Source organism: Oceanirhabdus seepicola (genome assembly GCF_023684385.1).
In the GTDB taxonomy this organism is placed as follows: Bacteria; Bacillota; Clostridia; order Clostridiales; family Clostridiaceae; genus Oceanirhabdus; species Oceanirhabdus seepicola.
Genome location: NZ_JAGSOJ010000001.1, coordinates 1,328,369 through 1,344,829, shown reverse-complemented (window position 1 = coordinate 1,344,829; position 16,461 = coordinate 1,328,369). Strand labels below are relative to the sequence as shown.

Below are 16,461 nucleotides of genomic sequence, written 5' to 3'. Positions count from 1 at the left end.
GGGGTTTTGCAGAAGGAGTGAAGCGATTGAAGTTGCTCATAGCTGTAAATGGTAACAGTTATTAACTAATTATAAATATTAATCTTCTTCTTAGCAATGAAACATATTATTTAGTTTTTTGTTCATCTTTAGTGCAATAATAAATATATTCTTTATTGGGAAGACCATATTTATTTTTTGTTTCTTCATCAAATTTATCTGAATACTTATCTACCCTTACATTAAAACCAGCACTTTCTAATCTATCTTTATAATCTAATCCATAATATCTTAAATGATCGGATTGACCATAATATTTTAAACGCAATTCTGGAGTATTTATTTTTGGATCCTCGAAAGTTTCATATTTACTATACCTTATTGGTACAGGTAAAATAGCCCATCCACCATTTTTTAATACTCTATATAATTCTCTCATTGCTTTTTTATCATCAGGAATATGCTCTAATACATGACTGCCATAAATAACATCAAAGGAATTATCTGGATATTGGATGGCTTGTATATCCATTTTAACCATAGCTTTTTTAGGGTTTAAATCTGCAGAAAGATACTCTATATTTGATAATTGTGAAAATTTTTTCCTTAATATTGCTTCAGGGGCTATATGCAGCATTTGTATTTTTCTAGATTGTTCAGTTAACAAATTTGTTCTTTCTTTAATATATAACCATATTAGTCTATGCCTTTCTAAAGAAAAACATCTAGGGCATTGGGCATTTAACCGTTTTTTTAACCCAAATGGTAAAAAAGAACTAACGTCATTTTCGCATAGTGGACAATACTTTTCAGTTAAAACTTCATCATTATATTTATTTATGATCTTCGAATTTTTCATCTAACTAATAATCCTTTCTTATTTTTGTCTTTACATAACATATTATAAATGTATCTATTTATATAATTAATCTGAATATTGATGGATGAATGAGCTATAAAAGCAAATATATTACATTTTATGTCAAGATATAACTTTTGTTACTTTTACTACGATTATTAATCGGGAAAATAGTCAACAGATGAATACCAAATATTTACTAGGAACTGAAAATGGCATAAAACTACAAAAGGTAAAAGAACTTTTCCTTTGGAGTTTACAAATAATGTTATGAGGTACGAAGTAATAGAAGTAAAATAATGTGTATTTAATGCTAAAAATGATAGTTGAGATGATTTTAAGTGTAAGATATTTTTATGGTTTTGTTTTACAATTAATCACAAAAATGTGACAAATAATCTTAAAATACATATTATATTAAGAGGTATTAGAAAGAGATTAAATATATTAGTATTGAAAAAAGGTGAATAAAACGACATTAAAGATATACAAAACCTTATTAATTAAATAAAATAATAAACTTTTGAAAGGTAAAGAGTTTATTCATGGAAGGATATGGACAGATTAAAGCACTAAATTTCTAATGAGTAGAACTTTAATGTTTAGATTGGATGGATCATTTATTTTCGAAAATGCAAAGAATATGATGAAATCAAGTATTAAACTTTATGTGAAAAAGTTAAATAATAAACGGAAGGAGAAGAAAAAATGACCAAGATAAGAACGATTATTTTACATGTTGGATTGCATAAAACTGCTACTAGTAGTATTCAACGTACGTTGTTTTTGGATGCAAATAATAGAATTTTAGCAGAGAGTGGTTTTATTTATCTAAAGGTATGGTCAGATAATCATTCTGTTCCAGTGTATAGCATGTTTTGTGATAATCCTGAAAATTATCATATGAATATTAAAATGGGATATAGTAAAGAAAAAATAAAAAATGTAAATGAAAATTATTCAAAAAAACTGATGAAAGAAATTGCGAATAAAAAGTGGTCAAACTTGATTATATCAGGAGAAGATATATCAAAATTAAACAAAAATAATTTAATAAATTTAAGGGAGTATTTAAATTCTATTTGTAATGATAGAGTGAATATAAGAGTAGTGGTTTATGTGAGAAACCCTGTGTTATGGGCTATTAGTGATGCTCAGCAAAGTGTAAGGAGCGAACTAGCGACGCTACAAGAAGCGATAGAATCACATAAAAAATTATTAAAAAATCTTTTTCGAGTTCGTATAGGTAATTTAATTCAAGTTTTTGGTAAGGAAACATTGGAAGTATATTCTTTTGAAAAGGCTACTGCTCATAAATTTGGTCCAGTAGGGCACTTTTTATCAGTAATTGGTTTTAATAATAAGGAAATTAGAAAAATTAAGATTATTAGAGCAAATCAGAGTATGTCACAAACAATAACCAATTTAATATCTTATATAAATGAGAAAGCTCCTTTGATTAAGGATGGTAAAATTAATAAAGAAAGATTTTATTGTGATGCACGGCCATTGGTAAAGGTCAGAGGTTCTAAGTTTGATATATCTTATAAGGATAAAAAAGAGTTACTAGAAAGTGCAATGGAAGATATTAAGTGGCTTAAAGACAACGTAGGAATAGATTACTCAGATATTAAGGTACAGAACTCAGAGATTTTTAAGGAGGCATTAACTGAAGAAACAATAAGAGATATAAAAAATGTTTTTCATGAACGTTCTAGTTTTATTAAACGTTGCATAGTGGAGTATTTCGAAAATCAGTTAAAAGAAAATAAAGATAATGTAGATAGAGAACTAATAGAAGGTATGCTAGAAGGAATGCTTTACGAAACCTTGTATGAAAAGGAATATAATGTGGTTGATATAGAGAGGTTTCCTATAATTTATAAGTTGAAAAACAAGCCAATCAATATTTCAAAGGATATAATAGAAATAGAAAAAAAAACAGATGGTTGGTTTATAGAATCAAGTGGAATTGATCCATATTTTACTTTACCACAATTTGATGGTTCTAAAAATAAAGGAACAATATTGGTGAAAATGGAAATTACCTCAACTGTTAAGACTAAATTACAGTTGTATTATAAGTCTGATAAAATTTATTTTACTGAAAGAGATTCAATACGTAGAGAAATAGATAAAGGCTATAATGAATTAATCATTGTAATAAATGAGAGTAAACCAGTTAAGGCTCTGAGACTTGATCCTGGTAAAGATAAAGGTATCTATTTATTACATGAGTTTGATGTAAGAGTTCCTAAAAAATTAAATGTAAGAGATGAAGAAATATAAAATATAGATTAATTTACTGGTATGTAGTAAGGAAAAATCAGAGAAGTTATGCTATAGATAGTGTAACTTCTTATTACGTATGTTGAAGAATTTAAATATAACTGAACACTACTAATATAATAAGTGGGAAAATACAAGTTAATGATGTTTACAACATCTGACTTGTATTTATTTTGAATAATAATAGTTCGCTTTAAACTACAAAATGTAACAAATTAGCTGAAAATACATATTATAAACTGAGGGGTATTAGTAGAATAAACACATTGGGATTCGAAGTGATTATGAAGTGGCACAATTTATATGTATACAATAAGTATTTATGTTTTTAGGGTTAGGATATAGTTTAATATTCATATTGGATATTAGAGAAAATAATTACTAAAGAAGAAGGGAAAAAAATGGCTAAGATAAAAACAGTTATAGTGCATGTTGGATTGCATAAAACAGCTACTACTAGCATTCAGAAGACTTTATTCTTTCAAAAAAACAACACAATATTAGATGAGAAAGGGTTTATTTATCCAAAGTCATGGTATCCGAATCATTCTATTCCAGTATATAGCTTGTTTTGTGATAATCCTGAAAATTATCATATTAATATTAAATTGGGATATAGTAAGGAAGAAATAAAAAATATAAATCAAATTTATTCTAAAAAATTAGTAGAAGAAATAGAAAATAGAAAATCAACCACCTTGATAATTTCAGGAGAAGATATATCGATTTTAAATAAAAATAATTTAATAGATTTAAAAGAATTTTTAAAGTCAGTTTGTTATATGAAAATAAATATAAGAGTTATAGTTTATGTAAGGAATCCAGCATCGTGGATTGTTAGTCTAATTCAGGAAAAAATAAAGAATGAAATATTTACCCTTGAAAGAGCGTTAATAGTATATAAAACTGTTTTAAAGGATTATTTTAGGATTCATATATCTAATTTGATACAAGTATTTGGAAAGGATGCGGTAGAAATATATTGTTTTGAAGATGCTATTACGCATAAATTTGGGCCAGTTGGGCACTTTTTGTCAGTAGTTGGTTTTAATAATAAGGAAATTAGTAAATTTAATATAATTAAATCAAATGAAAGTGTATCACAAGTAATAGCAAATTTAATATCATATATAAATGAAAAAGTTCCTCTTTTTAAGAATGGTAAAATAAATAAGGAACGATTTTGGGGGGATATTTTTCCATTATTGAAGGTGAGAGGGAGAAAGTTCGATATATCGTATACTCAGAAAAAAGAACTATTACAAACTGCAATGGAAGATATTAAGTGGCTTAAAGATAATGTAGGAATAGATTATTCAGATATTCAAATAAAACCTTCTAAGAATTTAAATAAGCAATTAAATGAAGAAACTATAGGGGATATAAAAAAGGTTTTTCCAAAACTCTCTTGCTATATTAAACTTCTGACAGTAGAATATTTTGAAAATCAGTTAAAAGAAGCTAAGGATAATTTAGATAAAGAACTAATAGTGGGTATGTTAGAAGGAATGTATAATAAGGAATATAAAAATGTAAATATTCAGGAGTTTCCTATAGCATATAGATTAACAGATAAGCCAATCAACATTTCAAAGGATGTAATAGAAATAGAAAATACATTAGCTGGTTGGGTTATAGAATCAGTTGGTAGTGATCCTTTTTTTAGTTTACCCAAATTTGATTCTTGTGAAAATAAAGGTATATTATTCATTAAAATAAGAATTACTTCGCCAATTAATACTATAGTACAAGTGTTTTATAAATCTGATAGTATTAACTTTGATGAAGATCATTCTATAATGAGGGAGATAAACAAAGGTTATAATGAATTAATAATTGAAATAAATGAGAGCAAGCCTATTAAGGCGATTAGACTTGATCCTGGTAATGTTAAAGGTATATATTTAATACATGCCTTGGAGGTAAGGAGCCCCAAAAGCTAATAATAACAAATAACTATTCAGCTATGGTGAAATACCAGTAGCTGTTTTATTATTATAGTTAAAAAAATTACAAAATGTAAATGTAGATATACTCTTTTGAATTAAGCTCTATATGAACATTAAAAAAATTATAGAATATTATATTAATGAAAAGATAAAAAGCTTCCATAGCAAAAGCTATGTTCTTATTGCAAGAGTTAACGAAGTAAAGTTTTTTTAAAAGGAGAATAAACATGAACCATTTAGATAAATTAGAAGCAAGGAGTATACACTTAATAAGAGAAGCATATTCGGAATTTAAGAATCTATGTATGCTTTGGTCAATTGGAAAAGATAGTACTGTTTTATTATGGCTTGCAAGGAAGGCTTTCTATGGACATGTTCCTTTTCCATTAGTGCATATAGATACAGGATTCAAAATTCCTGAAATGATTGAGTATAGAGATAAATTAGCTAAAGAATATAAGCTTGATATGATATATGGACAGAACAGAGAGGCGTTGAAGAAAAAGCATACTTTTCCTGATGGAAAGGTTACAAGAATTCAATGCTGTAAAAATCTCAAAACAGAAGCACTGAAGAATACCTTAAGTGGAGTATGGCCTCGATATAGACTAAATCATAACACTGGTGAATATGAAGTTGATAAAAATAAAGAACCTTATATAGGCGTAATTGTTGGAGCTCGTTCAGATGAAGAAGGAAGTCGTTCTAAAGAAAGATATTTTTCTCCAAGAGATAGAAATAATGATTGGGATGTAGGTGATCAACCACCTGAATTTTGGAATCAATATAAAACAGACTTTGCACCAGGAACACATGTAAGAGTTCATCCCCTTTTAGATTGGACTGAGCTTAATATTTGGGAATATATTAAGAGAGAGAATATCCCTACTGTTTCCCTTTACTATAATCAAGGTGATGGAAAAAGATATCGATCCCTTGGTTGTTATCCATGTACAAAGCCAATAGATTCTGATGCTAGAACAGTTGATGAAATAGTGGAAGAACTAAAGACTGGTAAACTTGCCAATATAGCTGAGCGTTCAGGAAGAGCTCAAGATAAGGAAGATGGTGGTCTTGAAACATTAAGAAGAGATGGATATATGTAAGGAGGATATAGTGATGAGTGATTTTAAAAGTAGAGAAGATATGGCAATTACAATAGTTGGTCACGTTGACCATGGAAAGAGTACAATTATTGGAAGACTCATGGCAGATACCAATTCATTACCAGAAGGAAAACTCGAACAAGTCAAAGAAAATTGTAAAAGAAATTCTAAGCCTTTTGAATATGCATTTTTATTGGATGCTTTAAAAGATGAACAGGCACAAGGAATTACAATTGATGCTGCTAGATGTTTCTTTAAGACTGATATAAGAGATTATATTATATTGGATTCTCCAGGTCATATAGAGTTTTTAAAGAATATGGTAACAGGAGCGTCAAGAGCAGAAGCTGCACTTCTTGTTATAGATGCAAAAGAAGGCGTTCAAGAGAACTCAACAAGACATGGATATCTTCTTTCTATGCTTGGTATTAATCAAATATCTGTTATTGTTAATAAAATGGATTTAGTTAATTATGATGAAAAGATTTTTAATAATATAATCGAAGAATATTCGGGATTTTTAGAAAAAATAGATGTAAAACCAACCTCATTTATACCAGTCAGTGGATTAAAAGGAGACAATGTAGCAAATAAATCAGAAAATATGCCTTGGTACAAAGGTAAAACGGTATTACAGCAGCTTGATGAATTTGAAAATGCAAAACCTTTAACTGAAGCCCCCTTTAGAATGCCAGTTCAAGGGGTATATAAATTTACAAACAAGGGTGACTCAAGAAGAATCATAGCTGGAACTATTGAGTCAGGAAAAGTATCTGTCGGAGATGAAATTGTTTTCTATCCAAGTGGTAAGCAAACTAAAGTTAAATCAATAGAAGCTTTTAATGCAGATAAACCTAAAAGTCAAAGTGCGGGATATGCTTGTGGATTTACAATGACTGATCAGATTTATATAACAAGGGGTGAAATTGCTGTAAGATTTGATGAACTTAAGCCACAAGTAAGTTCAAGAATGAGAACGAATATTTTCTGGCTTGGGAAAGAGCCACTAACTTTAGGAAAGAGATATTTATTAAAGATTGGTACAGCAAAAATTGGTATGCAGGTAGAAAAAATAGAGAGAGTTATGAATGCTTCTAATCTTAATAATGAAGAAAAAACAGAAGTTGAAAGAAATGAAGTAGCTGAATGTATATTAACTCTTGATAAAGTAATTGCTTTTGACCTTGCTAAGAATTTAGCTTCCACTAGTAGATTTGTAATTGTTGATAATTATGAAATTGCAGGTGGTGGTATTATTGGTGAAACTCTTGAGGATCGACAGGAATGGGTAAGAGAGAAAGTTATTACAAGAAATACTAAATGGGAAAAGAGCGTAATTTCACGGGAGAGAAGAGCCGAGAAATATAATCAAAAATCTTCATTAATTATTGTGGCAGGTACAAAGGGGTCGGGTAAAAAAGAAGTTGCAAAAGAATTAGAGAGGAAATTATTGGAAGATGGTAAATTTGTTTATTATATGGGTATGAGTAATATACTTTATGGTGTGGACGCAGATATAAAAGTACCCAATAATCAAATAAATAGACAGGAACAAATAAGAAGAATGGCTGAAGTTGCAAATTTAATGATGGATGCAGGAATGATATTGATTATAAATCTTTGTGATTTGGATAAACATGAAGTTGATTTAATTAATACCGTAATTGATATGGATAATATAAAGATAGTTTGCATAGGTGAAGAACAAGTTATAGATAAATGTGATCTTTGTATTCCTAAATTAGAAAATAAAAATGAAGTAGTTGATAAGATTAAATCAATGCTTCAAGAAGACGGTGTAATATTTAAACCATATTAAAGTTATGAGAAGTTATGCTATAGAGTGTAACTTCTATTACCATATAATCATATGTGTATAGAGAGAGTATTTTTAGGGGGAAGGTTAGTGGATAACCTAAATATATTTTGGCATAATGGCAAAGTTGAATATAAGGACAGATGTAAACATCTTAAGCAAAAAGGCATGGTTCTTTGGTTTACAGGGTTATCAGGGTCAGGTAAATCTACAATTGCTGTTCAAGTAGAAAAAGAATTGTACAAAAAAGGTTTTGTAACTTATTTATTAGATGGAGATAATGTGAGATATGGCTTAAATTCTAATTTAGGTTTTAGTAATGAGGATAGGGAAGAGAATATTAGGAGAATAGCAGAAGTATCAGCATTATTTAAGGATGCAGGATTGATAACCTTAGTTTCTTTTATCTCACCTTTCAGAAAGTCCCGGGAATTTGCTAAACAAAAGATTGGTTCAATAACTTTTGTAGAGATATATGTGAAAGCAGATGTTGAAACTTGTGCTAAAAGGGATCCTAAAGGTCTATATAAAAAGGTAAAAAAGGGAGTAATAAAGAATTTTACAGGAATATCATCACCTTATGAAGAACCAGAAAATCCTGATATTTTACTTGATACAAGAGAACTATCAGTTGAAGAAGCTGCCAATAAGGTTATTAAATTTGTATTAAATAAACAAAGATAAATAATTTTTAATTTATAAGTAGGAGTAGACATTTATGAACTTAGGGAAGGAATTAATGATTAGTATAGAATTATCAAAAAAAGCAGGAGCAGAAATATTAGAAGTTTATAATAATGAAATAGAAGTGCACTACAAAGCGGATAGTTCACCATTAACACTAGCAGATAAAAGGTCTAATGATGTTATAGTTGCAGGGTTAAGAAAAGAATTTCCTAATCATGCAATTCTTTCAGAAGAAGATAAAGCTGATGAATCAAGATTGAATGAGGATTGGTGTTGGGTTGTTGACCCATTAGATGGAACAAAAGAATTTATAAAGAGAAATGGTGAATTCACAGTAAATATAGCTCTTATTCACAAAAATAGAACAGTTTTAGGGGTTATATATGTGCCGGTAACAGGTGAGCTATATTATGCTTCTAGAGGAAATGGAGCTGTTTATGAGAACAATAGTGATGTACAGGCTATTAGAGTGTCTGAAGCAACTAGTGATATCAAATTAGTTTGTAGTAGATCACATTATTCTGACAAATTAAAGAAATTAATAAAAGATAATAAAGATAAAATTGCAAATATTAAAAAAGCAGGAAGTTCATTAAAAGGATGTCTTGTTGCTAAAGGGGAAGCAGAAGTATATTATCGTTTTGGTCCAACAATGGAATGGGATACAGCAGCTATGCAGTGTATAGTCGAAGAAGCAGGGGGGATATTTAGACAAATTGATGGAAGTGAAATGTTATATAACAGAGTAAATAATTTAAATGATAAAGGGTTTTATATAATAAACAAAAAAGAAAATTTATTTTTATAAAATGATCTATTCACATTGGATTTTAAATTTCACTGTATGATATCTATATAGATATCATACTAAATATATTGTTTTTTAAATTTACTATAAGGATGATAAACTATGAAAAATAAAAGACCATTATTACTGGATATCTATATTACATTTTTAAAAATAGGTGCTTTTAGTTTTGGTGGTGGATATGCAATGATTCCTCTTATAGAGCGTGAAGTTGTTGTTAATAAAAAATGGATTGATAAAGAAAAGATAGTGGATATCTTTGCAGTTGTGGAATCATTACCAGGAGCAGTAGCACTAAATTCTTCAGCATTTGTCGGTTATACTATTGCAGGAATTCAAGGGGCAATAGCTGCAATGCTAGGGAATTTAACTCCTTCAGTAATAATAGTACTACTACTTTCTATTTTAATTTCATCAGTGGGTTCAAATCCTAGTATTAGTGCTGTTTTTAATGGTATTAGACCAGCTATTGTGGGGTTAATTGCATATGCTGCTTATAGAATTGGTAGGGCAGCAATCAAAGATTATATAACAGTTATTATAATGATAATAGCATTTATTGGAGCAGTATTTTTAAAAATAGCCCCTATACCCCTTATTGTTTTTGGAGCAATCAGTGGTATTATCGTGAAGAAGATTCAATCAAAAAAACTTTAAAGTAAACTTAAGATAAACTCAAGTTCAGGGAGTAGTTATTATGTTATTTAATATATTTTTAATATTTGCTAAATTAAGCATGTTTTGTTTTGGTGGCGGCTATGTTATGATTCCAATAATTTTAGAAGAGTTAGAGAAAAATGGATGGGCAACTGCTGCAGAAGTAATAGATGTGGTTGCAATTGCAGGAATGTCACCAGGGCCTATTGTTGCAAATGCTGCTGTAGGTTTTGGTTATAAAATAGCAGGTGTACCAGGAGTACTTGCAGCTTTATTAGGAATAACAATTCCATGTGGGATTATTGTTATAGTAGTTGCAAAATTTTTCTTGAAGTTTTATGAAAATGATAAAATACAGTCCGCTTTATATGGAATTAGGGCAGTTATTACAGGAATTATATTTTTCGCTGCTGTGAAATTAGCTTTAGAAAATGGAATAATTGGTGCCAGTGAAAACTTGTTCATAAAAAATGGATATAATATTTTTGTTAGTTCAAACCAACTATTTGAATTAAAAAGTATAATCATTATAGTGCTTTCTTTTCTTGCTTTATTAAAAACAAAAATTCATCCTATTTTTATTATCTGTATAGCAGGGGGAGTGGGTTTGTTTTTATTTTAATTGTTGTAATTATATAAAGAACCTGTTTCTACATTTAAATATTTGTAGAAATGGGTTTTATTTATATATAAATAGATGTTTGCTTTCCTTTAATGATAATAAAAAACATAACTATATTCACTATACCTTATAATACTCTATATAATAATCATATAGTAAATTAAACTAGAAAGTATGTTAGATATAGTAATTGAGGTGAGATATATTGGATAATAATAAGACTAAATACTTTAATTCAATTAATCCATTAGTAAGCATCCTAATACCAGCCTATAATAGACCTCATTATCTTAAAATAGCTTTAAAAAGTGCATTAAATCAAACATATAAAAATATTGAAGTAATTATATGTGATGATAGCACAAATAATGAAGTTGAGATAATGATTAAAAAAAAGTACCTAAATAAATATAAAAACTTAAAATACTATAAAAATGAAAAAAATCTTGGGCAATTTGAAAATGATTTAAAGCTTTTAGAGTTAGCTAGTGGAGAATATATTAATTTTTTAATGGATGATGATGTCTTTGCAATAAATAAAATTGAAAAAATGATGAAATATTTTATGAATGATAAGGGAAAACAAATAAAATTAGTAACATCCCATAGAGAAATTATAAATAAGGAAGGCAAGAAATTATTTAATAAAGGGGAATTAACAAAAATATATAGTAAGGATGTAATATTAGATGGAATAAATTTTGGAAATTATGTTTTAGCTAATAACTTCAATTGCATTGGTGAACCAACCACAGCTATATTTAGGAAAAAAGATTTGATAGAACCCTTCGGAATCTTTTATGGTAGAAAATATATATGCAATGTGGATTTAGCTACATGGTTAAATTTATTGTCACAAGGTAAAATAGTATATATTTCAGAAACTTTAAGTTATTTTAGAATTCACGAGGAACAACAATTAAATAGTAATAAAATGAAGCTATCCGGAGCGTTAGATTATGTTCATCAAGTATTAACTGCACGTGAAAAAGGTTTTTTGAAAGATAAAATTCAATATCAGAAAGCTGCATCTAATTGTTTGAAAAATTTTCATAAAATACTGAGAACTTTTAAAAATAAAGGGTTAATAGATCAAAGTATCATTAATGAATTCAATAATTATTATGAGCAATTCAAAGAGAATAAAGTAAACAATAGGAACAAAGCTTAATGATATACAACATTTACCCGGTAAATTCATAATATATTGAGAGAATAGTTTATTCGTGTAAAGAAGTTTAAAAAAATATTTTATAAGGTGAGAAGCCGTGATAAAAATAGTTAATATATATGATGGTGTTTCTATATCGGAACGATACTCTAATCAAAATTTAAAGTCATATAATAAACTTTGTGTTGGAAAGTACAAGCCAGAAAATGAAGTTCAGGATGAATATGAAATATTAATAAAGCTGAATTTTAGTTATATGCTGGATGGATTATATTCCATAGATAGAGTAGTTTTAAGATTGTACAATCCATATAAACCTGAAATGAACACTCAAAAACTCTATTTTTGTAAAAATGATGGCAATTTTGATGTGAATACCGTTACTTGGGATACAAAACCATTAGATAAATGTTCAGGTGAAGAGAAATCAGTAGAAGTAATTATAAATCAAGATGTAATTGACGAAAAATATCTTGATATTGATATAACTAAACTGGTTGAAAAGGGAATTGCAGCAGTAGATGAAAACTGTGGAATAACCATTAAAGGTGATGAAAATATTGAAAATACCATAGTTTATTTTGAAAACTGCGATTCAGAGTTTAAACCTCAGGTTTTAATAGAGTATACTCCAATCTCAGAGGTGTATGCATATGTTGTAAATAGTAATGATACTAGTATTAGTACGGACGAAATAATAGATCCTGGAACCATAAAAATTGGAAGTCATGTTGAAGTAGTAAATTCAAAAACAAACGCATCTGGCACTTCTGAAAGAGTTATTCAATTTAATTTACCTGGAGTTTATGAATTGGATTTTCAGTTTACCAATAGTGATTACAATGGAGAATTTAGTTTAGTAAAAGGAGATATTAATAAAGATATTTCACAGTTTACAGAGATATATAAAACTCAATGGGGATATTTAGATGCAAGTGAGCCAATTAAAATAAAAGAAATCTCAAGAAAATTATTATTTTCTGCAGACAAAATAAAAACTCAAATAGCTATTAAGGCACTAAGTGAATTTACTAGTGGATTTGAAACAAGCATAATTGTTAAAAGAATAAGCGTTATGGAGACAATTATAATTGATGTGAAATCAAATTCGGATAATCCTTTTACTGGAGGAAATATAGAAAATGTAAGCTATATTTTAAATATTGATAAAGATATCGATTCAGTAATACTAGGTATAGATGAGGAAACAAGTATAAGAGGAAATATAAAAATAAAAGGTAATTTATCAAATGATAAGGAAGTTATCTTGAAAAATTTAAATGTTCATGGAACTGTAGAAGTAGATATAGAAAATGGAGATTTAGATTTGGATAGTACTCATATAGATATTTTAAGAATTTTCTCAGCTGGAATAGATAGTATAGAATTTAAAGATAATTCTAGTGCAGATGAAATTCAGGTAATGAATACAAAACCAATACAAATAGAGATTGCAAAAGAAGCAGAGAATGTAAATATAAATACTATTAATTTAATACCAGAATCAGATGATATAGATGAAGCTAAAGTAATATTAGGTGGAAACTTTGGTAATACAAAGATAGTTGCTGAAAAACCTATGACTTTAGCGGCAAGTGATTCAGAGGATAATAAATTAGATACAATAATGCCAATAGAAGTGGCTTTCAATGAAGCTTCAGATAAGGAAATTAAATTTACAGGTGATTTCACAAGTACAGCAGTGGAAGTAACTACAGCAGCTAAAATTATAGGTGATAGTGAGTGGCCTCCAGAGGGATTAACACTAAAAATAGCGCATGAGAATAGTGATGAAGATACTGTAGTATTAGAAGGGAATCTAACAGAGGCCACACTAAATATAGAGACTGAAAGTACTATTACTGTACTAGAGGATACGACAATCAATGATATTGTTGTAAAAGAATTGGAAGGAGATAAAAAAGTTACACTAGATTTAAGAGGAGGAGCAGTAGTTAATGAAATTGAATTAGCAGGAACCATTGTATTAAATGGAAGTAAAGATGCGGTTATAGGGGCAATACAAAACACTACTGTGACTAATGAAACTGCTAAAATTGAACTTGGCTCAGAATTAGAATATTTACAAGATTTAGTAACTGCCATTACTAATGTGGAAAAATATTTTGTTGGTGAAATAAATAATAATATTACTCTTGAAGAAATAATAAATATTGCAAATGAAAATGTTTCAGGAATAAATGTATTAATAGATGCATTGCAACCAGAAGAGGGTGAAGTATTTTATTTGAGTGGTAATACAATCCAATTCACATCTCCTACTGTAGACAAAAGTAAGTTAGATAAACACATGGCAGAACTTACTTTAACCTTATCAGAGGGAAGTGAGAGTGAGAGAGAAAGTGAAAGTGAAAGTATAGAGAAAGTCTTTATTTTAAAAGGTAAATATCAAAACATTTCAATTGACTATGAAACAAATACAGTTGTTATTGAGCTTGATAAAGAAAACAATGAAATAGAATATAGTATAGCCAATCCAATTATAAATACAATTAAATTAAATACAGATATTCAAAATTATCATGAAGAATTAAGTATCAATGTATCAGATAGAAATCTAACTTTAAATTTAAACAATCATCAACTTGCTGTTAATAATATAGTATTTAAAGATGTTATCAGTGAAATAAAGAATGGTACTTTAAAACCAAATAAGGATATCAGTAAATGGTATGATGAGGGAAATGAAATAGCTGATGTAGTTAACAAATATTTTATAAAAATAAATAAAAGCAATAAGTATGCTGAGTTAATAGTTGATAATATTACTATAGAAAATCCAATTATTGATTTTTTAAATATAGAAGAAGATAGTACTAATACAATATTAATAGGAACAAGCACTGATGTTGAACTTTATCCAGTGGATAAATTAGTAGTTAAAAATTCAAATCTTGAATTAACAAAACAAACTGATAGTAACAAGGACAATGGAGATGCCCATGTTATATGTACTTTTGCAAATGTAAATATAATTGAATCAAATAACTTCCATGAAAGCTATAGATGTATATGTGTAAATGGAGCCTTTAAAGATATAGATATAACTGCAAAGATTTCAGATAATGACTTTAGTGAAATTACCTCTGAAGATAATTATGCACTGACTATTATACCTTATTCAGACAAAGGCAATGCTGTTGTTTTTCTTAACAGTGTAGTAATTGCTGCAGATGTGAGTAACAATGAGCTTATAGGAAAATTAACTAACATGGCTGCTGCTTTGACAACAGATATTCCAGAGGTTATAAAAAAGAACACATTTGGAAAAGGAACCTGGATATATTTATGGCAGAATGAAAATGGAGACATAATTAGAAGACTACAATTTAATGGAGATTCATGGGATGTATTAGTTAGAGAAATAAAAGTTGTAGGAGAAGATGGAATATCAGAAATAACCACTTATTTGGGAACACTCCAGATGATAGCGCATGTATTACCACAAGATTCCACAGATAAATCTATAACTTGGTCAGTTGAACCCAAAGGCATTGGTACAATAAGTAACAATGGGTTATTGACAGCTTTGGCTGAAGGAATTGCGAATGTTATTGCAGAAAATGAATTTTCAGGAGTAAGTGGTATTAGTAAAATAGGAATGAAATTTTCATCACTGCCAGACCCACCAGAGCTTATTCCAGATACTACTGATAATGATATGATGCATCCAATAGAAATTAGTTTTGAACCTATGAAAATTTGGACTGACAATATAGAACAGATTAAAGTGGAAAATACTCAAGATAGAGTATTAGATGAAAGTCAGTATGAGATAAATGATGATAGTGGAAAGATAACCATTAAAAACGTAGAATATGCTGATAATGGAATGCCTGTTTATACAGGTATACTTGATGTTGCAGATAATACTATTATTGTTAAAGCAAGAGAATTTGAAGATGCAGAAGTAAATCAGGTAATAAAACCAAATCAGATAATAGATGTTGTCCATGGAAGTGGAGATGGAATTTTTAGAGTATGTAGAATTGGAGATTATATTATAAGAGCTAAAGTAATTTCCCCAGGTGAAAATTCAGAAATTGAAATTAATAATAGTATAAATATAACAATGGTGAAAGTGATTCCTTCATATGGTGAAAAAAATGTTCAATTAGATGTCTTATTACAGGTTATATTCAATAAAGAATTACGATTAATTAATATTGAAGATATAAGTATAAAAGATAGTAATGATATTGAGGTTGGAAATATAGAGGTTTATCTTAGTGACGATAATAAGGTAATAGAGATAAGACATGATGATTTTGAACCAAGAAAAGAGTATACAGTTAATATTCCAAGAGGCGCTGTAGAATATGTTAATGGAATTTTAGACAAGGGAATTACCTGGCCTTTTGAGACTTAAAATCAATAAAAGTAATATTAATCGATAAAAGGTAACAATAACTGAAAAATCTCATACTATAATAGTGTAAAAATATTAAAATTAAGTCATGAAAAGACAAAAATACTGGTTGCGCATATGAACTTTAC

General features: G+C 28.5%; 12 protein-coding genes. 11 read left to right on the top strand and 1 reads right to left on the bottom strand.

From position 1 onward, the window contains the following. Window positions 1-106: 106 nt before the first annotated feature. The gene (locus KDK92_RS05895) at window positions 107-838 is read right to left on the bottom strand and encodes a class I SAM-dependent methyltransferase (protein ID WP_250858262.1); all 732 of its coding nucleotides are present in this window, start codon (window positions 836-838) and stop codon (window positions 107-109) included. A gap of 583 nt (window positions 839-1,421) precedes the next feature. On the opposite strand from KDK92_RS05895, the gene KDK92_RS24475 reads away from it, so the two are divergent. From KDK92_RS24475 to KDK92_RS24785, 11 genes are all read left to right on the top strand, one after another. Further along, window positions 1,422-1,550, top strand: a complete 129-nt coding sequence (locus tag KDK92_RS24475; protein WP_276575871.1) for a hypothetical protein — start codon at window positions 1,422-1,424, stop codon at window positions 1,548-1,550. After that, entirely contained in the window at window positions 1,547-3,127 is a 1,581-nt protein-coding gene (locus tag KDK92_RS05890; protein WP_250858260.1) for a hypothetical protein, read from the top strand. The genes KDK92_RS24475 and KDK92_RS05890 overlap by 4 nt, the downstream gene beginning before the upstream one ends. A 401-nt stretch (window positions 3,128-3,528) precedes the next feature. Next, on the top strand, window positions 3,529-5,070 hold the full coding sequence (locus tag KDK92_RS05885; protein ID WP_250858258.1) for a hypothetical protein: 1,542 nt from the start codon (window positions 3,529-3,531) through the stop codon (window positions 5,068-5,070). Between the two features lie 233 nt (window positions 5,071-5,303). Continuing rightward, entirely contained in the window at window positions 5,304-6,182 is an 879-nt protein-coding gene (gene cysD, locus KDK92_RS05880) for a sulfate adenylyltransferase subunit CysD (protein ID WP_250858256.1), read from the top strand. Window positions 6,183-6,195: 13 nt separating this feature from the next. Further along, window positions 6,196-8,001: a GTP-binding protein gene (locus tag KDK92_RS05875; RefSeq protein ID WP_250858255.1), complete on the top strand. Its 1,806-nt coding sequence runs from the start codon at window positions 6,196-6,198 to the stop codon at window positions 7,999-8,001. A gap of 87 nt (window positions 8,002-8,088) precedes the next feature. Further along, window positions 8,089-8,682 carry an adenylyl-sulfate kinase gene (gene cysC / locus KDK92_RS05870; RefSeq protein WP_250858253.1) on the top strand — a complete coding sequence of 198 codons (594 nt, stop codon included), beginning with the start codon at window positions 8,089-8,091 and terminating at the stop codon, window positions 8,680-8,682. Between the two features lie 34 nt (window positions 8,683-8,716). Then, window positions 8,717-9,493, top strand: a complete 777-nt coding sequence (gene cysQ / locus KDK92_RS05865) for a 3'(2'),5'-bisphosphate nucleotidase CysQ (RefSeq protein ID WP_250858251.1) — start codon at window positions 8,717-8,719, stop codon at window positions 9,491-9,493. Window positions 9,494-9,595: 102 nt separating this feature from the next. Then, window positions 9,596-10,150, top strand: a complete 555-nt coding sequence (locus KDK92_RS05860) for a chromate transporter (RefSeq protein ID WP_250858249.1) — start codon at window positions 9,596-9,598, stop codon at window positions 10,148-10,150. A 40-nt stretch (window positions 10,151-10,190) separates the two neighbouring features. Beyond that, complete coding sequence (locus tag KDK92_RS05855) at window positions 10,191-10,772, top strand: chromate transporter (protein WP_250858247.1); 582 nt, start codon at window positions 10,191-10,193, stop codon at window positions 10,770-10,772. Window positions 10,773-10,977: 205 nt separating this feature from the next. Next, entirely contained in the window at window positions 10,978-11,943 is a 966-nt protein-coding gene (locus KDK92_RS05850) for a glycosyltransferase (protein ID WP_250858245.1), read from the top strand. A gap of 97 nt (window positions 11,944-12,040) precedes the next feature. Further along, window positions 12,041-16,333, top strand: a complete 4,293-nt coding sequence (locus KDK92_RS24785) for a DNRLRE domain-containing protein (RefSeq protein ID WP_250858243.1) — start codon at window positions 12,041-12,043, stop codon at window positions 16,331-16,333. Window positions 16,334-16,461 lie beyond the last annotated feature (128 nt).